Raw genomic sequence first — 22,475 nt, 5'->3', positions numbered from 1 at the left:
ACCTCCGCTAGATGGTTCCTAGGTTCCTAGTTTCCTAGGAATGTTGGGATCACTCTAACCCGACCGACGAACGATCCGCAAGGGGGTTTCCTAGGAAACTAGGAAGCGATGTGGTCTAATGGCCGTATGACCCCAGAGACCAGCGGTTTTGTCCCGGTGAGGGACCGGATTGCCAACCACCTACGGGAGGCGATCGCGTCAGGAGAGCTCAAGCCGGGCGACGCGTTGCCGAGCCTCAGCGTGATCTCGGCAGAGTGGGAGGTGGCCAAGGCGACGGCTGAGGGCGCGCTCGCGCTCCTGCGCGACGAGGGCCTGGTTGTGCCCGGCGGGCGCGGTAAGCCCGCGACCGTTCAGGCGCCAAAGAAGCGGCACAACATCTACCTCTCGGACGGATGGACCCAGCAGCAGAAGGACCTGGTCCTCCGACCTGAAGCAGAGCGCAGGGAGACCGGTGCCATCGAGCTAACGGCCGGCATCTCGATCGACGACACCGACTCCAGCTCCATCTACACGGAGACCCCGGCCGATGCGGAGCAGGCGGAGATCTTGGGTGTCGAGCCAGGCACTCCGCTGGTTCAGCGCGTGTACGAGATGGTCCACAAGTCAACCGGACTGCGGTGCTCCTGGAGCGTTTCCTACATCCCGCGCGCCCTCATCGAGGGCAATCCCGCGTTGCTCGACCAGAACAACGAGCCGTGGCCCGGCGGCCATCAGCACCAGCTCTACACGGTCGGCATCGAGCTCGCCCGCTTCACGCGGACGGTGTTCTCCGCCCAGCCCACGCCCAGCGAACGGGCGGCATGGGGCATGAACCCCGGAACTCCCATGCTGCACGTCCTGAGCCGGTCGATCGATACTCAGGACCGCGTGGTGGAGTACTCCGAGGCCCGGTATCCGGCTGACACCACCGAAATCACGGTCACCGAGGAGCTGCGGCCTTGGACGTCTGAGCAGCTGAACGCGGCAGGTGACGCATGAATCGACCTTCGATCGACCCGGCGCTCGGAATCGAGCTCGTCGAGGAGCGGACGCTGTCGAAGCGCGACATGAGCGTGAGTGTCTTGATCCCTGCGCACAACGAAGAAGAGACCATCGCGCAGGTCGTGGCCGACTCGTTCGCTGGCCTTGAGGTGCTCGGCGTCGACGGAGACGTCACCGTCAGCGCGAGTGGGTGTACCGACCAAACCGCGGACCTCGCGGCGAAGGCCGGTGCGAAGGTCGTCGAGTCGCCCGCAGGGAAGGGTGCCGCCATCTCAAGCGGCGTCCCGGCCACCGACGGCGACGTCATCTGCCTGATCGATGGCGACTTGCAGTACTTCGGGAATCCCCCGCTCGTCGCGCTTCTCGCTCAGCCCGTACTGCAGGGTCTCGCGGACGCGGTGGTCTCCGATCTCTACTGGCGCCCGTTGTACCCGCAGCTCTGGCTCCACGGCTTCTTCGCGCCGGTGGCCGGAGCCTTGTTCCCCGAGATCCTCCCTCGCGTCGGCTCGACCCCGTGGTCAGGGCAACGTGCTGCAGTGCGGGAGCTTTGGCCGACCGAGCTGCCCGATGACTTCACGGTGGACCTGGAGCTGCTGTTCCACTGGAATCGGCAAGCAGCTCGACTTCGCCCGGTACTGGCCGACGACTGGGTCAACCCGCAGCGCCCTAAGCCGGACCTGATGGCGCAGGAGCTCGAAGTGGTCATCCAGCACGCATTGGCCGACGGGCGATTGGCCGAGGATGGCGCAAGCAAGTTGCGGCAGTGGTACGACAACGTCCACGAGAAGATGGCCGAGTACCGGCCGGACGAGGACGACCCGCAGGACTTCGAACGTGCGCTCCTGAAGAGGTCTCTCGATGAACTGCGTCGCTGCATCGACGGAAACAACGCAACCTGACCGAGCACCAACCTGAGACGGCGTCGTTCGCTACCGAGCGGCGCCGTTTCTGCTATCCGGGCTACTGGCCCTTGTCGGAACGACGCTTCTGGCGCAGCTGTTCCTTCAGGTCTTCGACATCCCACCGCTGGTGACCACCGTTCGTCACCAAGGCCGGTTCAACGGCCCCCTCAGCCGCCCACCGCTGCAGCGTGCGTCGGTCCACGCCGATCGCTTTCGCCGCTTCGCCAGTCGAGACGTAGTTTGAGGCCACTCGCCTACGTTCGCCCGCACTTCGACGCTAAGCCAGTCGAATGTCGCGGCTACCTACCTATACCCGCGTATGTCGCGTTTACGTACGATTGTCGCGTGGCGGAGATCAAAGTGGGGAGCCTGCGACTGGACCTCGGCGTGGTCGTCATCGACGAGCGCACCTGGTGGACGTGCCCCATCGGAGGCGAGGCGTGCGGGAGGGTTCTCGCGGACCTCGGATCAACGGGCATCGACTGCATGGAATGGCACGTCGAGCACGCTCACCTTCGAGTCTTCTGCTACGGCGTCGTCAACTGAACCCGCAGCCTTCTGGCCTGCGGTTCTGGTCCGCGTGTTTAAACTTTCTCTACTTCATCAAGGGCGGCCCCTGCGGGGCCGCCTACCGCTGTATGCGAGCCAGGGTGGAGCTGCCGACCTTCCTGTATGCGAGCCCGGTCAAGCGGTCGTTGGCCGGCCGGGCGTGCGGCTCGCTGCGCTCACCGGTCCCGGCAGGCCAACGCCGCGACCGGGCGCAAGCGGAAAGGTCGGCAGCCGCACCCTGACGCCAGCGGTGGCAGGCGGCCCCGCAGGAGCACGCCCGAAGCCGACCAAGCCAACCGCGGCTTCCCTGCCGCAGGCCATCGCTCACCTGGGCAAACTCAAGGAACAGTGCTGGGCGCGCTCGCGAGGTGGTCGCCTTACCGCTCCAGCGAGTACGAAAGTGTCGGCCGCGAAGGTGCTCACCGGCTTGTGGTCACCGCTAGGTTGCCGATCATGGGACCTCAATGGCAATGGCTCGGAAACCTGATCACGGCGGTGGCGACAATCTCGGGTGTCTTCAATTGCGCCGCTGCTTTGCGTGCGGACGGCGTTCGAACCGCAGTGGGTTTCCTGGGTGCGGACTACCGTTCATGAGCTGGTGCTCGGCTGGCCCTCGTTGCCGTCGTCGGTGTTGGTTGCGAGCGCGACACCCACCTGGTTGGCGAGGGTGACCGCGACGCGCAGCTGCTGCTGTGATGGCCTGACGACGCTGGTGGCGGCAGTGAGTAGAAATCGGCCGTGAATGGCGCCGTGGCTTTGGACCACGAGCTCGATCTCCGTGTCGGTCGGGAGGCCCAGACGCCTGACATTTAGCGGGTGGGCGTTGTATTTGACGGTTCCGTCGGCCTCGATCGTGGCAAGCACGGGGCCGTCGCCGGGATCGAACCGGCAGCGATCGATTTGCAAGAGCTCAACGATCTGTCCGCAGACGTGCTCGATCAGCGATTCAGTGGAGGACTGGCCAGCGCTTACCGCCGCAGCGGTCCTGAGCACGCCGTCCAGGTAGCCCTGCTCGAGGCTTGCACGGGCTTGTTGGCGTCGACCCCACAGTGCTATCTCGCTGACCGCAGCCCCGACGAGCATGAGCAGAGCAGCGGTTTCGATGTCGGCCTGGTCAGTGATGGCGAACCGGTTGTACGGCTCGGTGAGGAAGAAGTCGAACCAGACCGCGCTCGACAACGCCGCGAGCAGGCCCGCCGATCTGATACCAGTGGAGGCCGCTGCGACGATGAGCAGAACTAGGCCCAGGGCGGAACTAGTGTTCGGAACGCTGTCGCGGAAGACGCTGAGCACCGCACACGCCGCGAGTGGGAGCAGCACCGCAACGCCGACAACAAGCGGTCGGTGCGTCACCAGCCACGCAAATGAGCGCCCACGAGGCATGTCCATGGCTGCCAGTGTGCTCGCCCTTGCCCCAGCCTTGCAGCTGCTCGCGCTGACACCGTGTAGCCCATGTAGCTCGCCCCTGAAGTCCGACCATTATTCGTGTGGCGGCTGCGCCTCCTGCGAGCTTTACGGACTGGCGATCATTCGCACGTGTGTTCTACTCTCGGGGCGTCGGACTGAAGGATGGGGAAGATCCAGAAAGCTCGGCGCGGGTCGGCCGCTGCACCTCTCTGGCCGACCCGACCAAACTTCACGTCGGGGCGGGCACCAGGTGGCGAGCGAGGGTGACGATGGCTGGCAGGGCACACGGCGACGGCCGGACACCCCGCAACCCATCTGGGGCCACCTGGTACAGGCCCTCCCACCTCAACGCGACGTCGGCTACGGCAACACCCCGCTCCGCGTACGAGCGGGCGGCATCGACATCTCAGCCACCGTCCCCGGCATCCTGCTAGCTTGGCACCAGACCTGCGTGGGCGACTGGTGGGCGCTCGCCACCTTCGAACTCACGAACCGCTCCGCCAAGCCCGGCCTGGTGGTCACGCAACTTGTCCCCGCGAAGGCCGTCAAACCACGGCAAGGGACAGCAGAAGTCGCCGATTAATTGCCAAGAACCACCCGCAGATGACGGCAAATGACGCCAGGCAAGGCGAACTTCCAAATCGCCATCCACGCAGCTCACCAAAGGTGCCGTCAGACAACGACAAGCACTGTCCATCATGGATCGACAATCCGCGGGTTCAGGGTTCGATCCCCTGGCGGCCCACCAAAACCCCAGGTCACAAGGCCTGGGGTTCTTCTTTTCAAGATCGCCGCCGTGCTTTTGCCGTGGAATGCGCCTCGGTGCACCGGCGACGCAGCACCTCGACCGCCCAGGAGGGGCCGGCAGCGCCCACTCGCTAGTGCTCCGTCTTCGTCGTTGGCGTAGCGGTGTTTTCGTGGCGCGCGGTGGCGGTCGGCGATGGCCAGGGCGTGAGCAGATCGACCGCAGCCCGCTGAGGGGTGCAGCGAGTCAGCCGGGAGTCCGAGTTCTCCTACGCCAGGGAGTGGGTGATGGTGCCGCTGTAGGTACCGGCCGCTGCGGTTGAGGGGATGGTGATCTGGATGGTGGGGTTCCAACTGGCGGTGGAATACCCGGTACCGATCCGGCTGAACGCGGTGCGGGGGGAGTTGAGCGTGACCGCGTTGGCCTGGGTCGGCTGGCCGGGGGTGAAGGTTCCGATCCCGCTGGTCGAGGTGGCGGGGCCCGACCAGTAGCGCACAGCCGTGGTGGGGATCGTTTGGGGCGAGGTGCCTGCTCCGGTGACGAAGTTCGTGGAGGTGACCGTTGCGGTCCAGGTGAGGGTGGGGACGCCCGTGGTGTCGCTCGCCGTGACCGTGCCCAGCTGGCCGGTGACCGTGTCACCGATCCCCGCGGATCCGAGATTGGCGGTGGTCGGGGCGGTGATGGTGAGGGCACGTGGCTGCGGCGGTTCGGTCTGAGCTGTGGCTGCCGACCCGCCGCTGCACCACGCGAGTACGCAGGTGCTCATCACCAATGCCATGCGGCGGGCAGGCGACGGCATGGGAATCACCTGACGGATAGTAGCTACTCGTGTTCGTTGCGCGGTGATCTCCTGCGTGCTGGGCGTTTCTCCTACCGGCGTCGCCGGAGCAGACGGGCGCCGAACAGGATGATGACGACGGCGGGCACGAGCACGAGCGCGGCCGCTGTGCCTGACCAGGTTCCGGAGGTGAGGCCGACCAGTGGCCCGGCGCCCGACCGGGGCAGGGTGATCGTGGCGGTTCCGGTGCGTTCGACGAGCCCGCTGCGCAGGGTGAGGTGGACGGTCCACGGCCCTTCGGGAAGTCGCTCGTCCAGGATTGTTGTGGCCGTGGAGCTCTGTCCGGGGGCAACGGTCGTTCCAAGCTCCACGGGATAGGGGCCGGCGTTGAGTCCCCCGGGCCCGTTGGACAGGGACATCGTTCCGCTCATGTCCACGGCACGTCCCCCGGTGTTGCGGACGTGAGCGCGGATCAACGGCCGCCCCTCGGGATCTCGTTCAGGGGTGATCCCGCTGATCTGGAAATCCGTGGGCGGTTCGCCGCCGGGACCGACGTCGAGATACATGCGAACGCCACGCGGTTGACGAAACCGACGTTGGCCTCCGGGGTGGGAGGAGTCGTGTGCTCGGCCCAGATGACGCCGTAGCGCTCGCCTCGCGAAGCATCACGAGGAATGGTGATCGTGGCCAGCACCTGCTCAACGCCGTGCGGTGGAAGATCCAGGACCGGCCGGTCCAGGCGAACCCACGTCGCGAGTTCGTTGACCTGGCGTCCCTGACCGAAGGCGAACACACCCCCGTCGACCGAGGCCGCACCGGGGTACAGCTCGAAGCGCTGGGGGCGGTTGGTCTCGTTCGTGACCTGAACCCGCCGCTGAATCGTCGATCCCGGCGGCAGATGATCAACGATGTAAGTGTTGGCACGCGGATCCGCCTGCCGCTCCAACGGGGCGTCGAGCAGCTTGATCCCGAACGTGACCGGCGCAGATGGATCAGACTCCGCAGCGGCTGTGGAAGGTCCGCCCGCCCCCATCACCACGGCCACGAGAGTCAGCACGAGCACGCTGGACCGGAGCCATGAGTCAAGCAACTGAGTGTGTGACCGTTCCCGTGTAGGTTCCTTGTGCGGCGGTGGGTGGCACGTTGACCGTCAGCCTGGGATTCCACCCGGCGGTGTTGGCGCCGCCGCCCCCGACGTGGCTGAACGCCGTTTTCGCGGTGTCCAATGGCACGGCATCGCCAGTGGTCGGCTGTCCGGGGGTGAACGTCCCGGCCCCGGCGGTGGACGTCGCTGGGCCCGAAGCGTAGGAGATGTTGCCGTTGGGGATCGTCTCGGACGGCCCGCTCGCACCCGTCACGAAATCGGTCGAGTTCACCGTCGAGGTCCACGGCGCGGGCACAACACCACGCTGATCGCTGACCGTGACCGTCCCCAACGGACCCGAAGTGGGAGCCCCGATGCTCGCGCTCGGCAACGACGCGTTGGCCGGCCCCGCCACGGTCAACGCAGCACCCTGCACCGTAAAGGTGACAGCGGTGTCCACCGCGTACGCAGGCGTTGCACCGACGACCAACAGCGCGGCCGTCGTCCCGAGTACAACTCTTCGCATCTCCCGCCCCTTCCTCACATCACGCAACACCGGCCATGATTGTCAAGAGGAAGTGACCTCGCACGACTACGTGCCTCCGGTTCACTCGCACGTGCCAGGCAGCGAGAGGTGGCGCGAACGGTCGCCGGAGCCGATGGTTGATCGGACCCATCGCCGACGCCCGCGAATGCGATGTGTCCCCGGCGAACGCCCCCCGGGGGATGGCTCCGCGACGGTCGAGATGACCAACCGATCAGCCGGTCAGCGGTTGATCAGGTAGCGGAGGAGCAGGGTGTCGTCCTGGGCCAGGACCGAGGCCAGGGTGAGGTGGGCGGGGTCGATGCCCGTGCCGGCGGCGATGCGCTCCGCCGTGCCGGAGACCAGCATCGGGGAGAGCGTCAGGCGGAGTTCGTCGACGACGCCTGCTTCCAGCAGCGAGCCGAACAGGCGCGGGCCGCCGTCGCAGTGGATCCGCTTGAGGCCGCGCTGCGCCAAAGCGCTTGTCGCTGCGGCGAAGTCGACCGAGCCGTCGCCCGCCACGAGGACCTCGGCGCCCGCCGCTTCCCACTCCTCGCGCAGCGCGGCGGGTGCGGAGCGGCAGGTGATCACGATCGTGGGGACCTGCACGTCGGTGATCACGGGCGCGTCGGCCGGGAGCGACCGACCGGAGGTGACGACCGCGATGCGCGGAACCGGGGCGAGCCCGTGGCGGGCGCGCAGCTCGGCCTGCTGCTCGTCCGGTTCGACGCCGCGGAACTCCTCGATGATCGCGGTGCTCGCCCCCACCAGGATCACGTCAGCCAGGCTGCTGCCCAGCGGGTACACCTCGCGGTCGGCCTCGTTGCTCAGGCCGCGCGAGCGGCCCGCCACCTCGACCGCGCCGTCGACGCTGCTCACGAAGTTCATCGCGAGCCACTGGGACCGGTCCTCGGGATAGCCGTACAGGCGCTCCAGCTCGGCGCGGTCCACGCTTCCCGCCTCGTCCGGCGGCCACACGCGCCGCATCACAGGTACCTCACCACCCGCGACGGCTTCCGCTCGCCGCCGATGCTCGCGACCATCTCCAGGGTGTGCCGGGTCTCGCGGACCTGGTGCGCGCGGAACATCGCCGCACCTGCCTGCGCCGCCAGGGCGGTCGCGGCGAGCGTCCCGGTGACCCGGTCGTCCAGCTCGACGCCGAGGGTCTCGCCCACGACGTTCTTGTTGCTCATCGCCATCAGCACCGGCCACCCGGTGTCGATCATCTCCTGGAGCCGTCCGAGGATCTCCAGCGACTGGTAGGTGTTCTTGCCGAAGTCGATCGCGGGGTCGATCAGCACGCCCTCGCGCGGAACGCCGAGAGCGACGGCCTTCTCGGCGAGGCTCGTGGTCTCGGCGATGACGTCCGCGACGACGTCGTCGTACTGCGGGCTGGTGGGATCGGTGCGCGGCTCCAGGCCGCCGGTGTGCGAGCAGACGTAACCGGCCCCGTACTTCGCGGCGACCTCCAGCATCTTCGGGTCGTAGCCCTGCCACGTGTCGTTGAGCAGGTCCGCGCCCGCCCGGCACACGACGTCGGCGACCTCGTGCCGGTAGGTGTCGATGCTGATGATCAGGTCCGGGAACTCCGAGCGCGTCCACTCCAGGGTCGGCAGGACGCGGTGGAGTTCCTCGTCCACCGTGACCTCCGGCCCCGGGCTCGCCGGGATCCCGCCGATGTCCAGGACGTCGGCCCCCTCGGCGACGGCGTGCGCGATGGCCGCCCGAGCCCGGTCCTCCTCGAACGTGGCGCCGTGGTCGTAGAACGAATCCGGCGTCCGGTTCACGATCGCCATGATCAAGGCACGATCGCTGACCACGGTTCGACCCCGAAAGGCCAGCTCAGGCATGCAGTGTCTCCTCGCCGCGCAGCACGTCATCCGCAGCCGAGACTACGTGCTCGGACCGGCCGCCGGGTCGAGCACGCCCGCGAACACCAGCACCAGCAGCACAACGCCCAGCACGACGCGGTAGATCACGAACGGAACGAAGGTGCCGCGCTTGATGTAGGCCATCAACCACGCGACGACGGCGTAGCCGACCGCGAACGACACGACGGTCGCGACCAGCGTCGGGCCCCAGGCGGGCGCGGTGCCGTCGCCGATGTCGGTGAGCTTGTAGATCCCGGAGCCGAACACCGCCGGGGCCGCCAGCAGGAACGAGTACTCGGCGGCGTCCGGACGCCGGTAGCCCATCAGCAGACCGGCGGTCGTGGTGCCGCCCGAGCGGGAGACGCCGGGGATCAGGGCGAGCGCCTGCGCGCACCCGTAGGCGAGGCCGTGCGGCACGGTCAGGTCGTCGAGGGTGCGCTGCTTGCGGCCGAACCGGTCGGCCCAGCCCAGCAGCAGGCCGAAGCCGATCAGCACTACGGCGGTCAGCCGCAGGTCCCGGAACACCGAGTCGATCGCGTCCTCGAACAGCACGCCCAGCACCACCACCGGGAGGGTGCCGACGATGATGAGCCACCCCATCCGGGCGTCGGGGTGATGCCGGTGGTCGCGGTCGTGCAGCGAGCGGAACCAGTTCCGCAGGATCGAACCGATCTTCCTCGCGAAGTACGCGACGATCGCCAGCTCGGTGCCGATCTGGATGACCGCGGTGAACGCCGCCCCCGGGTCGTCCCACCCGGCGAACGCCGCCACGACGCGGACGTGCGCGCTGGAGGAGATCGGCAGGAACTCGGTGAGCCCCTGCACCAGCCCCAGCACGATCGCTTCGAACCACCCCACGACGTCCCCTCTCCTCGCGGCAGCCGCACCGTAGCGAACTCGCGGGCCCCGGGCGGGCGACCGACACCCCGCCGCGTGCGGGCGTCGCAGCCGAGTCATCCTTGCGGAGCAGGAGCTGATGGGGAGGACTCGTGAAGGTCATCGACAAGATCGCGTGGATCGAGCTGCGGGACGGCAAGGTCCTCAGCACCCGGTCGCACGGCAAGGACGTCTACTACTTCCCGGGCGGCAAGCGGGAACCCGGCGAGTCCGATCTGGACACCCTCGCCCGCGAGATCACCGAGGAGCTGGCGGTCACCATCGACCGGGACAGCGCCACCCACATCGGCACCTTCGAAGCCGAGGCGCACGGCCAGAACGCCGACGTCCTGGTCCGCATGACCTGCTACACCGCGGCCCACGAGGGCACCCCGGCCGCGAGCAGCGAGATCGCCGAGCTCATCTGGCTCGGCTACGCCGACCGCGACCGCGTCTCACCGGTGGACCAGATCATCTTCGACCACCTCCACGAGCGCTCCCTGCTCGTGTGATCCCCACCAGGGGCGGTTTTTCCCAGAACCGCCCGGGGTTTCACTGTGAAATCCCGGGCGATTCCGGCGAAAACCGCCCCGCTCAAGCCCCCGAACCCAAGTAACCCAAGACCATCACCGCGGTGCGTTCCGCCCGACTGGCCAAGTGATCCGGTGCCGACTCGCGGTCGCGGTCGTTGTCTGGATGGACGAGGGGGTGGTTCGGATGAGGGGGTCCGTGGACGAGGTTTTGACCGCCTACAAAGGACATCCGCCTTCTCGGGGCAGTAGTCTGGGGTCGTGATGGAGATTTGGGTGAACCCGGCGTGCTCGAAGTGCCGGTCCGCGGTGAGCGAGCTGGACGCGGCGGGGGCCGAGTACACCGTGCGGCGGTACCTGGAGGAGCCGCCGACGGTCGCCGAGCTGGAGGCCGTTCTGGAGCGGCTCGGGTTGGAACCGTGGGACATCGCGCGGACCGGTGAGGCCGTCGCCGCGGAGGTCGGACTCCGCGAGGTGCCGAAGGACGCCGAGCACCGGGGCGACTGGCTGCGCCTGATGAGCGAGAACCCGAAGCTGATCCAGCGCCCGATCATCACCGCCTCCGACAGCACCACCGTCGTCGGCCGCGACCCCGATTCGGTGGGCCGCGTCATCGACGCCGAGCGGAACGCCTGAGGTCAGTCCCGGCGGGTGAGCTTCTCGCCGACCCGGATGATGCGCTCGCCGACGTTCTCGGCGAGGCCGCTGGTCGCGGCGGCGACCCGGTCGGCCGCCGTGCGGCTCACCGCGGCGGCCTTGGTCGCGGCGTCCTCGGTGAACTCGGCCGTGGCCGCGCCCGCCTGATCCGCCCAGCTGGCGGCGCGGCCGGAGAAGCGCGCGATGTGCTCGGAGCCGTCCTGGCGGACCTGCTCGTAGAACTTCGCCGTCTGCGCGACGGTCGTGTCGACCAGCTTGGAGAACGCCTCAGGAACCGGCATCGCGACCTCCTCCGAGGATACCGAGCGAACCTGTTACTTCAAGTAACACCTTAAGGAGATCGCGGCGCGCGCGCAATGCCGGGGCTCGTTCGGGATCGATCGCGCTTCTCGACCGATAAGCGGCGCTGATCAACACGTCCGTCCACAGGGGACGAATGAAGATCACGATTGCACCCGGGTGATGAGGATCGCTCGACCTGCGCGCTGGATCGTCATGAGCAGCGACGACCCCTTCGCGCTTTCGGATGATGCACGTCCGCGTGGCCCCGACGATGCCGGAACGCAACCTTGGGTACTTAGGATCAATCCCCCAGGGAAGGGAATGCCCGCGCGGCCGCTGATCAGGCGAAACCCTGAATATGCCAAAAACGTTTATGCGGGCAGCGTCAACAGCCGAGACCTCGGCGACCACTAAGGACAGATACACATGCTTCAGCAGCGGACCCGACTGTTCGGTTCGATCGTGGGCCTGTGCACCGCCGGCGCACTCCTCGCAGGCTGCGGCGGCGGGGCCCAGGAGGCCGAGCACGCGCAGCACCAGCCCGCGCCGCAGACGCCCGCCGAGGGCCAGTCCGCTGCGGGCAAGCAGACCTCGGGCACCTTCGAGAACTTCTCGCCGACCGCCAAGGCCATCACGTACAAGCCGGAGGAGGTCCCGGCGGGCGGGCAGATCACCGTCAACTCCTCCTCCGCCGACGGCAAGAGCAAGGTGACCGTCGAGGTCAAGGGCCTGCAGCCGAACCGCCCCTACGGCGCCCACGTGCACGTCAAGCCGTGCGGTGCGACCGGCGAGGACGCGGGCTCCCACTACCAGGAGAAGGCCGACCCGGTGAAGCCGTCGGTCGACCCGGCCTACGCCAACCCGCAGAACGAGGTGTGGCTGGACTTCCACACCGACGCGCAGGGCAACGGCACCGCCACCGCCGAGGGCGCCTGGTCGCTGGCCACCCGCGACGACGCGCAGTCGGTCGTCCTGCACGAGACCCACACCCACTCCGAGCCCGGCAAGGCCGGCTCGGCGGGCTCGCGCCTGGGCTGCATCACCGCGGACTTCTGATCCGCTGAACCACCGGGAGGGCACCCGCCGCGCAGGCGGGTGCCCTCCTCGCTTTTCCCACCGGAACGACTTTGACGCAGGTCACGGGTGATCGAGGTTCGGGGTCGGGGACAATGGGCTTGATGACCGCTCTGGACCTGCCCGCCCCGACGGGTGCCAAGACGCTGCGGATCGGACCTCACGAGGTCGATCCGCCGGTGGTGCTCGCCCCGATGGCGGGAATCACGAACGTGGCGTTCCGACGGCTGTGCCGGGAGTACGGCGCCGGGCTGTACGTGTGCGAGATGATCACCAGCCGGGCGCTGGTGGAACGGCACCCGAAGACGCTCGAGATGATCACCTTCGACGCCGACGAGAGCCCGCGCTCGATGCAGCTCTACGGCGTCGACCCGGTCACCATGGGGCAGGCCGTCCGGATGATCGTCGAGGAGGACCTCGCCGATCACGTCGACATGAACTTCGGCTGCCCGGTGCCCAAGGTGACCCGCAAGGGCGGCGGTTCGGCGCTGCCGTACAAGCGGCGGCTGTTCCGCGACATCGTGCGCGCGGCCGTCACCGCCGCTTCACCGGCGGGCATCCCGGTGACCGTGAAGTTCCGCATCGGCATCGACGACGAGCACATCACCTACCTCGACGCCGGGAGCATCGCCGAGGAGGAGGGCGCCGCGGCCGTCGCGCTGCACGGCAGGACCGCCTCGCAGCGCTACTCCGGCACCGCCGACTGGTCGGCGATCCGCACCCTCAAGCAGCACGTCACGTCGATCCCGGTGCTGGGCAACGGCGACATCTTCAGCGCCGACGACGCGCTGCGGATGGTCGACGAGACCGGCTGCGACGGCGTGGTCGTCGGGCGCGGCTGCCTCGGCCGCCCCTGGCTGTTCCGCGACCTGCAGGCCGCCTTCACCGGGCAGCCGATCCCGGAGGGCCCGGACCTCGGCGAGGTCTCGCGCGTCCTGCGGCGGCACGCCGAGCTGCTCGCCGACCACATGGGCGAGGAGAAGGGCCTGCGCGACCTGCGCAAGCACATGTCCCAGTACCTGCGCGGCTTCCCCGTCGGCTCCGACCTGCGGCACGGCTTCGGGCTCGTGTCCAGCCTCGCGCAGCTCGACGACCTGCTGGCCCAGCTCGACCCGAACGTGCCGTTCCCGACCGACGCCGAGGGACCGCGCGGGCGCCAGGGGTCGGCGGGCAAGGTCGTGCTGCCGGAGGGCTGGCTCGACGACCCCGACGACGCGACCGTCCCGGCCGGTGCCGAGGTCGACTCCAGCGGCGGCTGAGCGGTGCGGGCCTGGCCGCTGCTGCTCGCCGCGCTGTGCCTGACCGGCTGCGCCTCGACGCCGCAACAGCCGGACTTCCGCGGCTACTTCGCCGACAACAACGCGGCGGCCGCGGCGGGACCGGCGGCGCAGCAGGAGTTCTTCAACCGAACGCAGCACCCCGACTTCACCGCCAACACGTGCGAGCTCGGCGACCTCACCGTCCGGCTCGACCCGGCGTGGAGCACGCTGCGGCCCGATCCCGGTTTCACCGCCGACGGCGTCGTCCCGCACGGGCAGATCTGGGTCATCGGCGTCGAGGTCACCACCCGAACGGGCGGCAGCACCACCGGTCATCAAATCGGGTCACAACACCTCGTGGTGCTCGACGGGCGGACGTTCGGCTTCGCACCCTGTCCTCAATGACAGCAGCGGGTCCTCGATGAAAGCAGTGGCTCCTCGATGAGCCAGGACCCGAAAACCCGGAATCTGCGGCCAAGATCACCTCGATCGGCTTGCGGGGCGGTGATGCGAAACTGACACTGGTTTGCTCGTCCGTGCGGGTGGGTCCGTCCCGATTCGCTTCCACATCCACCCCTCCGCCCGGTACACACCTAGGAGCCGATGGCTCGGTCTCGGAATCGCCGAAGTTGTCACTCGATCGCGCGAACCGAGGCACCGGTCGAGTCGAAACGGCATGATCGTTCCGTCAGACCGAACGACAGCGCGGACGGGAGGTGGCCGACATGATCCGCAACGGATTCACCGGGCAGGACCCGCACCCCAGCGGAGGAGACGTGCCGCAACCGCCCACGCCCCGCAGCCGTGAGGAAGTCGCCAACGGCACGGGCATGGCGGAACTGCACGAGTCCATAGCGCGACTGCTGGCCTCCCGGGGTCAGTGGCGGCAGGCCTACCACCACCTGCGATCAGCGCTGGACATGATGTCCTCGGACAAGCCGGCGGTGCCCGAGCAGCTGCGCAGCGAGGTCGAGCTGCTGCGCCGGGAGCACGCCAAGGCCCGCGAGGAGAGCCTCCGGGACAGCCTCACCGCCAGCTACAACCGTCGCTACCTCGACGAACGGCTCGCGGACCTGGTCGCCGAGAACGCCATGACGGGCGAGGGCCTGGCCGTGGCGCTGATCGACCTGGACTGGTTCAAGGTGGTCAACGACACCTACGGGCACCTGTTCGGAGACCGGGTGCTGCAGCGGGTCGTGGACCTGCTGCAGGAGGCCCTGCCGGACGGGGCGTTCTGCGCCCGCTACGGCGGCGAGGAGTTCGTGCTGGTGCTGCCGCACATCCTGCCCAACTCGGCGGTGCAGGTCTGCGAGGCGGCCCGGCAGCGGGTGGAGCACTTCCAGTGGGAGACGATGGCGCCCGGCCTCGGTGTGACGATCAGCATCGGCGTCGCGCACGAGCAGGGCACCGGCGGGCACGTCTCGGGCGAGCAGCAGTTGATCTCGGCCGACGCCCTGCTGTACGCGGCGAAGCGTGCCGGTCGGAATGCCGTCGCCTACCGAAAAGGCGCCGAAGTCCGGTTGGCGGGTGCCGCTTCCGAGCGGGTCACCGAAACGGGGAGAAGAGCCGCCGGCTACTGATGGCGATCACGCGAAAACGCAGGGTCCATTCGAATTGTGAACTTATCGGTCATCTGGCTTAGCACGGCTCGTCGCAATAGACGAGCCGCGCGGTAGGATCGTGCACTGATTGTGAAGAAACTGTCGGCGCTATCGTCAGTTCGGGCGATCCGCCGTACTATCTTCTAGGCGCCACGCGATGCATGTCGGGGAGTGTCGACGCGCCAGGACGATTCGCAGAACGATGACTGAGGCAGGTTGGGAGGGAACACGCGTGCCGCAAGACCCCCGGCATGGCGACTTCGGGCACCGGCGTACCCGCCCCGACGAGGACGCCGATGCCACCGGTTCGGCGAGTGGTGGTTCCGGACGTCGCCGACGCGCGCTGTCCGAGGACGGCACGGGCGGCACTCGAGTGATCGACCTGCTGTCCAAGCACGGCAAGGGTCCGAACACCTCAGGCCACCGCCGCGCGGCTGAACCCCAGCCGCCCGCGAGCCAACCCCCGAGCTCCCCGCCGCCGGTCAGCCAGCCACCGGCCGCGCCCCAGCCCCCGCAGACCGGCCCCCGCCGGGCCGCTCCGCAGGCACCGCCGGAACCGGCGCAGGCCTGGACGAACCCCGAACCGCCCGGCCGCCGCCCCCGGCAGGCGCCGCCGAGCCGCCCGATGCCCAACCCGCCCGCGCCGCCGATCAACCCGGCACCCCCGGCGGGCTGGACGGCCCCCGGCACCGGCCCCCGACCGGTGCAGCAGCCGCCCGCAGGGCCGGTCTCCCCGCCGTCCGGCCGCAACCAGCGGCCCACCCCGCCTCCGCCCTCGGCCCCGGGCGCCGCCGCCGCGTTCGCCGGTGGCGCCGCCGCCCGTCCCGCCCGGCGCAACCCCGAGCCGCCCGGCGAGGAGGCCACCCGGATCAGCCAGGCGTTGAGCACCGACGCCCCGCAGCGCGTCTCGCCGCCGTCCGGCCGCAACCCGCGCCCCGCACCGCCCGCGGCCCCGCAGGCGGACATGGACGCGACCACGCAGCACCCCCGCGTCCCGGCCGCTCCCCAGCAGCCGCCCCAGGCAGCCCAGAAACCCGCGGCGCAGAACGGGCAGCCCGCCAAGCCCGCGCCTCCCCCGGTCGAGCGGGCCGAGGAGACGGCGATCGTCCAGCCCGCCGACGGCTACTCCGAGCTCGACGAGTTCGACGACGAGGCCGAGGTCGTCGACGACGACCTGGACGGCGACGGCGACCGCAAGAACGACATCGAGCAGATCGACCTCACGCTCGCCCGCTTCTCCGCGGTGCACGACGAGATCGCCGCCGAGGAGGCCAAGCGCCGCAAGCGCTACGCGTGGCTGCCCGGCAACAAGAAGGAACCCGAGCTCGGCAGCGACATGCCGTTCGACTTCCACGACGACCGCGGCGGCGCGTCGCGCATGGAGTGGAAGAAGAAGCAGCGCAAGCGCCGCACGAACCTCATCGTGATGGCCGTGGCCGTCGCGGCCTCGCTGACGGTGTTCCTGTCGCTGGGCTTCGCCTGGGGCGCCACCACCCTGTTCGGCCCTCCGGCGGTGCTGGCGCTGGACCCGAACTCGCAGGACATCAAGGACGCCGCCGGTCAGGCCGGCGACCAGAACTTCCTCATGATCGGTTCCGACACCCGCGCCGGGGCCACCGCCGCGGACGGGGTCGGCAACGAGTCCGACGAGCCGGGCGCGCGCTCGGACACCACGATGATCGCGCACATCCCGGCCGACCGGAGCCGCGTGGTGCTGGTGTCCTTCCCGCGCGACCTGCAGGTGAACATGCCCGCCTGCCAGCGCTGGGACTCCAAGACCGGCCAGTACAGCAACGAGGTCGTCCCGGCCAAGCAGGGCGCGCGGCTCAACGAGGCCTACGCGGTCGGCGGCCCGCTGTGCACCACCAAGGTCATCCAGCAGGTCTCCGGCCTGCGGATGGACAGCTTCCTGGGCATCGACTTCAACGGCTTCAAGTCGATGGTCGACGCGGTGCACGGCGTCGAGGTCTGCACCGAGAAGCCCGTCATCGACACCACGCTGGGCACGGTCATCCCGGAGGCCGGTCGCCACAACCTGACCGGTGACCAGGCGCTGACCTACGTCCGCGCCCGCCACGTCAAGGGCGACCCGACCTCGGACTACGGCCGGATGCAGCGCCAGCAGATGTTCCTGTCGTCGCTGCTGCGCAAGACGATGTCCAGCCAGGTGCTGCTCGACCCGCGCAAGCTCAGCGACTTCGTCAAGGCCGTCAGCGCCAACACCTTCGGCGACAACATCGGTGCCGACCGGCTGATGGACCTCGGCCAGCAGCTGCAGGGCCTGGACCCGAGCAAGGTCACCTTCGTGACGGTCCCGACCACCGGCTACGCCAACGACGAGGGCATGGAGGTCCTGCGGGACGACGCCGCGAAGTCGCTGTTCCAGTCGATGATCGACGGAGCTCCGGTGACCACCGACGCCGCTCCGCAGCAGGCCGCCCAGAGCGCGCCCATCGGCGGATCGGGTGGTTCCGGCGGGGCCGCAGGAGTGGGCCGGACGCTGCACCAGCAGCCCGCGGACCCCTCGCTGCCGGGTGATCTCTCAACCGTTAATGCCGGCCACGACATCTGCGGCTGACCAGCGGGAACGTCCGTTTCCGGTTGCGCGGATCACGACCTGTTCACCCGTGGTTCACCACAGGTCATTCTGCCCGATTCCGCCGCGAAGTACGCTGGGTGACATGCGCGAGGTCTACCAGGAACAACTAGGCATGCTCACCGACGTTCTCGCCTCCATGTCGGCGATGGTCGGGACGGCGATGGAGCGCGCCACCAAATCGCTCCTGGAAGCCGACCTGAGCCTGGCCGAGCAGGTCATCGACGAGGACTCGCTGGTCGACGAGGCGCGGTCGCGCGCCGAAGAGTACGCCTTCGGGCTGCTGGCCCTGCAGGCCCCGGTCGCCGGCGACCTGCGCAGCGTCATCGCCACCATCCACGCCGCCGAGGACATGGAGCGGATGGGCGATCTCGCGCTGCACGTCGCCAAGGCCGCGCGCCGCAGGCACCCGAACGCGGTGCTGCCCGACGACGTCGCCGCCTACTTCGCCGAGATGGGCCGCATCGCGGTGAAGCTGGCCAACCAGGTCAGCACCGTCATCAGGACCCAGGACATCGAGGCGGCGCGGCTGCTCGACGAGGTCGACGACGAGATGGACGACCTGCACCGGCACCTGTTCACCGTGATGATGAGCCCCGACTGGGAGCACGGCGTGGCCACGGCCGTCGACGTGACGCTGCTGGGCCGCTTCTACGAGCGCTTCGCCGACCACGCGGTCGCGGTGGCCCGCCGGGTCGAGTTCATCGTGACCGGAAAGATGCCGTCCCGTTGATGCGTTTCCGCTGGTCAGGTGTGAACTTCCGCGGAAAGTATTAATAGTCGATCTCAGCACTCGATGTTGCGATCATCGTGTGCCATCCTCTTTCGGGTGAGAAGCGACCGAACTCGTACCGATGAGGTGCGCGGTGGGTAAGAGTCCGACCGTGCACCGACGTCGACTGGGCAGTGAACTGCGGCGCCTCCGCGAGATCGCCGGACGCACGCACCGCGAGGTCGCCGCCCACCTGGACTGCTCGCAGGGCAAGATCAGCCAGATCGAACTCGGCCGGGTCCCGGTGCGGACCTCGGACGTGCGGCTGATGGCCGAGTTCTACGGCGCCACCGGCGACCAGCTGGACGCGCTCATCGACCTCGCTCAGGACTCCAAGCAGCGCGGCTGGTGGCAGCAGTACCCGAGCACCGCGCAGCGCCCGGGCCTGCAGACCTACCTGGGCCTGGAGACGTCCGCGAAGGCCGTCAGCTGCTTCGGCAGCGACCCGCTGCCCGAGCTGCTGCAGACCACCGACTACACGCGCGCGCTGCTGGCCTCGGACTCGCAGGTGTTCACCGACGACGAGATCGCCGAGCGCCTCAAGGTCGTCTCGACCCGCCAGCAGCGGCTGCTGGGCGAGCAGCCGCTGGAGCTGTGGGCGGTGCTCGACGAGTCCGCGCTGCGCCGCTGCGTGGGCAGCCCGGCCGTGATGCGCCAGCAGCTGGAGCACCTGGTCCTGCTGGGCTACCGCCGCAACGTCACGCTGCAGGTCCTGCCGTTCAGCGTCGGCGGCCACCCGCTGATGGGCGACCGCGCCGCGGTCTTCTCCTTCGCCAACGAGGCGGACCCGCAGGTCGTGCACCTCGGTGACTCGGCCAACTCCCGCTTCCTCGACAAGGCCGCGGACACCTCCGACTACCTGAAGGCGTTCGAGCAGGTCTGCACCAGCGCGTTGAACCCCAAGGACTCCAGCGCCTTCATCTCCTCGGTCGCGGACGAACTGCCCACCTGAGCAGACGACAGAAGGCGGGGCCTCCTCGATGGAGGCCCCGCCTTCGTCACCCGTCAGGCAACCGGCGAAGCCGGTTTCTCGGTACCCCACCCTCGCAACCCGCACCGCCGCGGGTTCTCAGACGTCTTCTGGGGAGGACAGCCGACGTGTCGTGTATTGGCATACATAAGCCTCGGATCCCGGAGCCAGAAGGCGTCTGAGGTTCCGCTACCCGCACCGCCAAGCAAAACGACCACGGATCAGTTCAGATCAAGATCAGCCGAAGCGGCCGGAGATGTAGTCCTCGGTGGCCTTCTGGGTGGGGTTCGAGAAGATCTTGCCGGTCTCGTCGATCTCCACCAGCTGACCGGGCTCCCCGACCGCGCGAAGGTTGAAGAACGCGGTCTGGTCGCTGACGCGAGCGGCCTGCTGCATGTTGTGGGTGACGATGACGATCGTGTAGTCCTGCTTGAGGTGCGAGATCAGGTCCTCGATCGCCAGCGTCGAGATCGGGTCCAGCGCCGAGCAGGGCTCGTCCATGAGCAGCACGTCGGGCCGCACCGCGATCGCGCGGGCGATGCAGAGCCGCTGCTGCTGACCGCCGGAGAGGCCGCCGCCCGGCTTGTTCAGCCGGTCCTTGACCTCTTCCCACAGGTTCGCGCCGCGAAGCGCCTTCTCGGCGACCTCGTCGAGGTGCGACTTGTTCTTCTCACCGGCCAGCTTCAGCCCGGCCACCACGTTGTCGCGGATGGACATGGTGGGGAACGGGTTGGCGCGCTGGAAGACCATGCCGATGGTCTTGCGGACCTGCACCGGGTCGACGTCGTCGGCGTAGATGTCCTCGCCGTCGAGCATCACCTTGCCGTCGACGCGGGCACCCGGGATGACCTCGTGCATCCGGTTCAGCGACCGCAGGACGGTGGACTTGCCGCAACCGGAGGGGCCGATGAACGCGGTGACGCTCCGGGCCGGGACCTGCAGGGTCACGTCCTGCACGGCGTGGAACTTGCCGTAGTGCAGGTTCAGGTCTTTGATGTCGAGACGCTTGGCCATGTCGAAAGTCCCTACTTCGTCTTGATCGCGAAGATCTTGGACAGACCGGTCGCGACAAGGTTGATCAGCATGATGACGATCACGAGGGTGAGCGCGGCCCCCCACATCCGGTAGTCACCGGCCGTGGTTCCGGTACTGCGCTCCATGAAGATGGTCAGCGGCAGCGACGCCATCTCACCCTTGAACAGGTCGAAGTTGATCGAGGACGAGTACCCGACCAGGATCAGCAACGGTGCGGTCTCACCGAGCACGCGCGCCAGGCCGAGCATGACACCGGTGACGATGCCCGACAGCGCGGTCGGCAGGACGATCCGCACGATGGTCTTCCACTTGGGCAGGCCCAGCGCGTAGGCCGCCTCGCGGAGCTCGTTCGGCACGATCAGCAGCATCGTCTCGGTGACCCGGACGACGACCGGCAGCATCAGCAGCAGCAGCGCGAGCGCCACCGCGAAACCGCTGCGGGTCATGCCGAAGGTGGTGATCCACAGCGCGTAGATGAACAGGCCGGCCACGATCGAGGGCAGGCCGCTGAGGATGTCCACCATGAACGTCGCGGCCTTGGCCAGCTTCGAGCTCTGCCCGTACTCGACCAGGTAGACCGCGACCATCACGCCCAGCGGCACCGCGAAGACCAGGCAGACCAGGCCTTCGAAGATGGTGCCGACCAGGGCGTGGTAGACACCGCCGCCCTCGTCGGTCGGCAGCAGGCCGTTGAAGGAGTGCGACCACCAGTCGGCGCTGAGGATGGGCTTGAGGCCGCGTTCGATCAGCGTCCACAGCACCCACAGCAGCGGGATGACCGCGACCACGAAGGCGGCCGCGAACAGCACGGTGGCCAGGTTGTTCTTGAACTTCCGGCCGAAGCCGATGCTCTGGAAGGCCGGCGCGGTTGCGAGCTGCTCCACGTCGGCAGCGTCGGTCCTCATGACTTCCCCTTAGCGCCGGCCGCACTCTCGATCCAGCGCGCGATCGCGTTGACTGCGAAGGTGATGACGAACAGCACCAGACCTGCGGAGATGTAGGCACCGACCTGCAGGTTGTTGTTGAACTCCGCCGACCCGAGCGCGATCTTGGAGGCGAAGGTCGCCCCGCTGTCGAAGATGCTGTACCCGGGAGGGGCGGTGGCGCCGCTCAGGATGATGGTCAGGGCCATCGTCTCGCCCAGCGCGCGGCCGAGGCCGAGCATCGAGCCGCCGACGAAACCGTTGCGGCCGAACGGCCACACCGTGGTCTTGACGACCTCCCAGTTGGTGGCGCCGAGCGCGAGCGCGCCCTCGACCTGGGCGTCCGGGGTCCGCGCGAAGACCTCCCGGGTGACGCCGGTGATCGTCGGGATGATCATCACGGCGAGCACGATGCCCGCGGTGAAGACGTTCGCGCCGGAGTCGACCTGGGCGATGTTGCCCTGGCCGAAGATCGGGATCCAGCCCAGCGTCTCGTTCAGCCACGTCGACACCGGCTTGAGGACCGGTCCCAGCACCAGGAATCCCCAGAGGCCGTAGACGACCGAGGGCACCGCGGCCAGCAGGTCGACGATGTAGGCGAACGGGCGGGCCAGGCTGCGCGGCGCGTAGCGGGTGAGGAACAGCGCGATCCCGCCGGACAGCGGCATCGCGATCACCAGCGCGACCACGGAGCTCGCCACGGTGATCCAGGCCAGGTCCAGGATCCCGAAGCTCATGTCTGCGGGGTTCCGCGTGTCCCACTCCCGGCTGAACAGGAAGTTCACGTGGTTCACCTGCAGCGCGGGGATCGCCCGGATGAGCAGGAAGATCGCGATCGCCGCGATCACCGCCACCACGAACGCCCCGGACGCCGTGGCGAGCGAGGAGAACACCTTGTCGCCCACGCGGGAGGTCTTGCCCGCGGACGTCTCTGGAGCGGAAATGGGAGCCTCCGGTCCGGAATGCGCCGAAGCGCCCCGCTGGGCACCGGTGGTGTCCGCGGGGCGCGTCTCGGCTCTCGTTGAGTCGGTCACTGCTGCTCGCAGCCTCTCATCCTCTC

25 protein-coding genes are annotated in these 22,475 nt (G+C 68.5%); 12 read left to right on the top strand and 13 right to left on the bottom strand.

What is annotated here, in order from left to right:
- Positions 1-126 precede the first annotated feature (126 nt).
- Entirely contained in the window at positions 127-978 is an 852-nt protein-coding gene (locus QFW96_RS20930) for a GntR family transcriptional regulator (protein WP_281457393.1), read from the top strand.
- Complete coding sequence (locus tag QFW96_RS20925) at positions 975-1,880, top strand: glycosyltransferase (RefSeq protein ID WP_281457392.1); 906 nt, start codon at positions 975-977, stop codon at positions 1,878-1,880. The genes QFW96_RS20930 and QFW96_RS20925 overlap by 4 nt, the downstream gene beginning before the upstream one ends.
- A 61-nt stretch (positions 1,881-1,941) precedes the next feature.
- On the opposite strand, the gene QFW96_RS20920 is transcribed toward QFW96_RS20925, so the two are convergent.
- The gene (locus tag QFW96_RS20920; RefSeq protein ID WP_281457391.1) at positions 1,942-2,133 is read right to left on the bottom strand and encodes a helix-turn-helix domain-containing protein; all 192 of its coding nucleotides are present in this window, start codon (positions 2,131-2,133) and stop codon (positions 1,942-1,944) included.
- 95 nt (positions 2,134-2,228) lie between these two features.
- Between QFW96_RS20920 and QFW96_RS20915 the strand changes: the two genes are divergently transcribed.
- The gene (locus QFW96_RS20915; protein ID WP_093421299.1) at positions 2,229-2,429 is read left to right on the top strand and encodes a hypothetical protein; all 201 of its coding nucleotides are present in this window, start codon (positions 2,229-2,231) and stop codon (positions 2,427-2,429) included.
- Between the two features lie 591 nt (positions 2,430-3,020).
- Here QFW96_RS20915 and QFW96_RS20910 read toward each other — a convergent pair.
- The 8 genes from QFW96_RS20910 to QFW96_RS20875 form a co-directional block, all read right to left on the bottom strand.
- Positions 3,021-3,821 carry a DUF4118 domain-containing protein gene (locus QFW96_RS20910; RefSeq protein WP_281457390.1) on the bottom strand — a complete coding sequence of 267 codons (801 nt, stop codon included), beginning with the start codon at positions 3,819-3,821 and terminating at the stop codon, positions 3,021-3,023.
- Between the two features lie 1,031 nt (positions 3,822-4,852).
- Positions 4,853-5,383 (bottom strand): hypothetical protein, encoded by a 531-nt coding sequence (locus tag QFW96_RS20905; RefSeq protein ID WP_281457389.1) that lies wholly within the window; start codon positions 5,381-5,383, stop codon positions 4,853-4,855.
- 71 nt (positions 5,384-5,454) lie between these two features.
- Positions 5,455-5,793 carry a hypothetical protein gene (locus QFW96_RS20900; RefSeq protein ID WP_281457388.1) on the bottom strand — a complete coding sequence of 113 codons (339 nt, stop codon included), beginning with the start codon at positions 5,791-5,793 and terminating at the stop codon, positions 5,455-5,457.
- A 41-nt stretch (positions 5,794-5,834) separates the two neighbouring features.
- On the bottom strand, positions 5,835-6,407 hold the full coding sequence (locus QFW96_RS20895) for a hypothetical protein (RefSeq protein WP_281457387.1): 573 nt from the start codon (positions 6,405-6,407) through the stop codon (positions 5,835-5,837).
- A gap of 37 nt (positions 6,408-6,444) precedes the next feature.
- Positions 6,445-7,002, bottom strand: coding sequence for a hypothetical protein (locus QFW96_RS20890; protein ID WP_281457386.1), 558 nt, complete (start codon positions 7,000-7,002; stop codon positions 6,445-6,447).
- Positions 7,003-7,212: 210 nt separating this feature from the next.
- Positions 7,213-7,956: a pyrimidine reductase family protein gene (locus tag QFW96_RS20885; RefSeq protein WP_281457385.1), complete on the bottom strand. Its 744-nt coding sequence runs from the start codon at positions 7,954-7,956 to the stop codon at positions 7,213-7,215.
- Positions 7,956-8,819, bottom strand: a complete 864-nt coding sequence (gene folP / locus QFW96_RS20880; RefSeq protein WP_281457384.1) for a dihydropteroate synthase — start codon at positions 8,817-8,819, stop codon at positions 7,956-7,958. The genes QFW96_RS20885 and folP overlap by 1 nt, the downstream gene beginning before the upstream one ends.
- A 42-nt stretch (positions 8,820-8,861) precedes the next feature.
- Positions 8,862-9,698, bottom strand: a complete 837-nt coding sequence (locus QFW96_RS20875; RefSeq protein WP_281457383.1) for an undecaprenyl-diphosphate phosphatase — start codon at positions 9,696-9,698, stop codon at positions 8,862-8,864.
- A gap of 131 nt (positions 9,699-9,829) precedes the next feature.
- Between QFW96_RS20875 and QFW96_RS20870 the strand changes: the two genes are divergently transcribed.
- Together QFW96_RS20870 and QFW96_RS20865 are read left to right on the top strand one after the other, a co-directional pair.
- Positions 9,830-10,228 carry an NUDIX hydrolase gene (locus tag QFW96_RS20870; RefSeq protein ID WP_281457382.1) on the top strand — a complete coding sequence of 133 codons (399 nt, stop codon included), beginning with the start codon at positions 9,830-9,832 and terminating at the stop codon, positions 10,226-10,228.
- A 282-nt stretch (positions 10,229-10,510) separates the two neighbouring features.
- Complete coding sequence (locus QFW96_RS20865; protein ID WP_281457503.1) at positions 10,511-10,882, top strand: ArsC/Spx/MgsR family protein; 372 nt, start codon at positions 10,511-10,513, stop codon at positions 10,880-10,882.
- 2 nt (positions 10,883-10,884) lie between these two features.
- Here QFW96_RS20865 and QFW96_RS20860 read toward each other — a convergent pair whose 3' ends face one another.
- Positions 10,885-11,184, bottom strand: coding sequence for a hypothetical protein (locus QFW96_RS20860; RefSeq protein ID WP_281457381.1), 300 nt, complete (start codon positions 11,182-11,184; stop codon positions 10,885-10,887).
- Positions 11,185-11,611: 427 nt separating this feature from the next.
- Between QFW96_RS20860 and QFW96_RS20855 the strand changes: the two genes are divergently transcribed.
- From QFW96_RS20855 to QFW96_RS20825, 7 genes are all read left to right on the top strand, one after another.
- Positions 11,612-12,241, top strand: coding sequence for a superoxide dismutase family protein (locus tag QFW96_RS20855; RefSeq protein ID WP_281457380.1), 630 nt, complete (start codon positions 11,612-11,614; stop codon positions 12,239-12,241).
- A gap of 122 nt (positions 12,242-12,363) precedes the next feature.
- Positions 12,364-13,518 (top strand): tRNA dihydrouridine synthase DusB, encoded by a 1,155-nt coding sequence (gene dusB / locus QFW96_RS20850; protein ID WP_281457379.1) that lies wholly within the window; start codon positions 12,364-12,366, stop codon positions 13,516-13,518.
- 3 nt (positions 13,519-13,521) lie between these two features.
- A complete protein-coding gene (locus QFW96_RS20845) occupies positions 13,522-13,923 on the top strand; it encodes a hypothetical protein (RefSeq protein ID WP_281457378.1) in 402 nt (133 codons plus the stop codon).
- Between the two features lie 320 nt (positions 13,924-14,243).
- Positions 14,244-15,098: a GGDEF domain-containing protein gene (locus QFW96_RS20840; protein ID WP_406688472.1), complete on the top strand. Its 855-nt coding sequence runs from the start codon at positions 14,244-14,246 to the stop codon at positions 15,096-15,098.
- 253 nt (positions 15,099-15,351) lie between these two features.
- Complete coding sequence (locus QFW96_RS20835; RefSeq protein WP_281457377.1) at positions 15,352-17,697, top strand: LCP family protein; 2,346 nt, start codon at positions 15,352-15,354, stop codon at positions 17,695-17,697.
- A 103-nt stretch (positions 17,698-17,800) separates the two neighbouring features.
- Positions 17,801-18,448 (top strand): phosphate signaling complex protein PhoU, encoded by a 648-nt coding sequence (gene phoU, locus QFW96_RS20830; protein WP_281457376.1) that lies wholly within the window; start codon positions 17,801-17,803, stop codon positions 18,446-18,448.
- Positions 18,449-18,581: 133 nt separating this feature from the next.
- Entirely contained in the window at positions 18,582-19,439 is an 858-nt protein-coding gene (locus QFW96_RS20825) for a helix-turn-helix domain-containing protein (protein WP_281457375.1), read from the top strand.
- Positions 19,440-19,694: 255 nt separating this feature from the next.
- Here QFW96_RS20825 and pstB read toward each other — a convergent pair whose 3' ends face one another.
- Genes pstB through pstC form a run of 3 tightly spaced genes read right to left on the bottom strand, consistent with a single transcriptional unit; the run spans position 19,695 to position 22,320 of the window.
- Positions 19,695-20,471, bottom strand: coding sequence for a phosphate ABC transporter ATP-binding protein PstB (gene pstB / locus QFW96_RS20820; RefSeq protein ID WP_281457374.1), 777 nt, complete (start codon positions 20,469-20,471; stop codon positions 19,695-19,697).
- A gap of 11 nt (positions 20,472-20,482) precedes the next feature.
- On the bottom strand, positions 20,483-21,397 hold the full coding sequence (gene pstA / locus QFW96_RS20815) for a phosphate ABC transporter permease PstA (RefSeq protein WP_281457373.1): 915 nt from the start codon (positions 21,395-21,397) through the stop codon (positions 20,483-20,485).
- Positions 21,394-22,320 (bottom strand): phosphate ABC transporter permease subunit PstC, encoded by a 927-nt coding sequence (pstC, locus tag QFW96_RS20810; RefSeq protein WP_281457372.1) that lies wholly within the window; start codon positions 22,318-22,320, stop codon positions 21,394-21,396. The genes pstA and pstC overlap by 4 nt, the downstream gene beginning before the upstream one ends.
- Between the last annotated feature and the right edge of the window lie 155 nt (positions 22,321-22,475).

The organism is Saccharopolyspora ipomoeae, from assembly GCF_029952525.1.
GTDB classification, from domain to species: domain Bacteria; phylum Actinomycetota; class Actinomycetes; order Mycobacteriales; family Pseudonocardiaceae; genus Saccharopolyspora; species Saccharopolyspora ipomoeae.
This window is presented reverse-complemented; position numbering and strand designations above follow the sequence as displayed.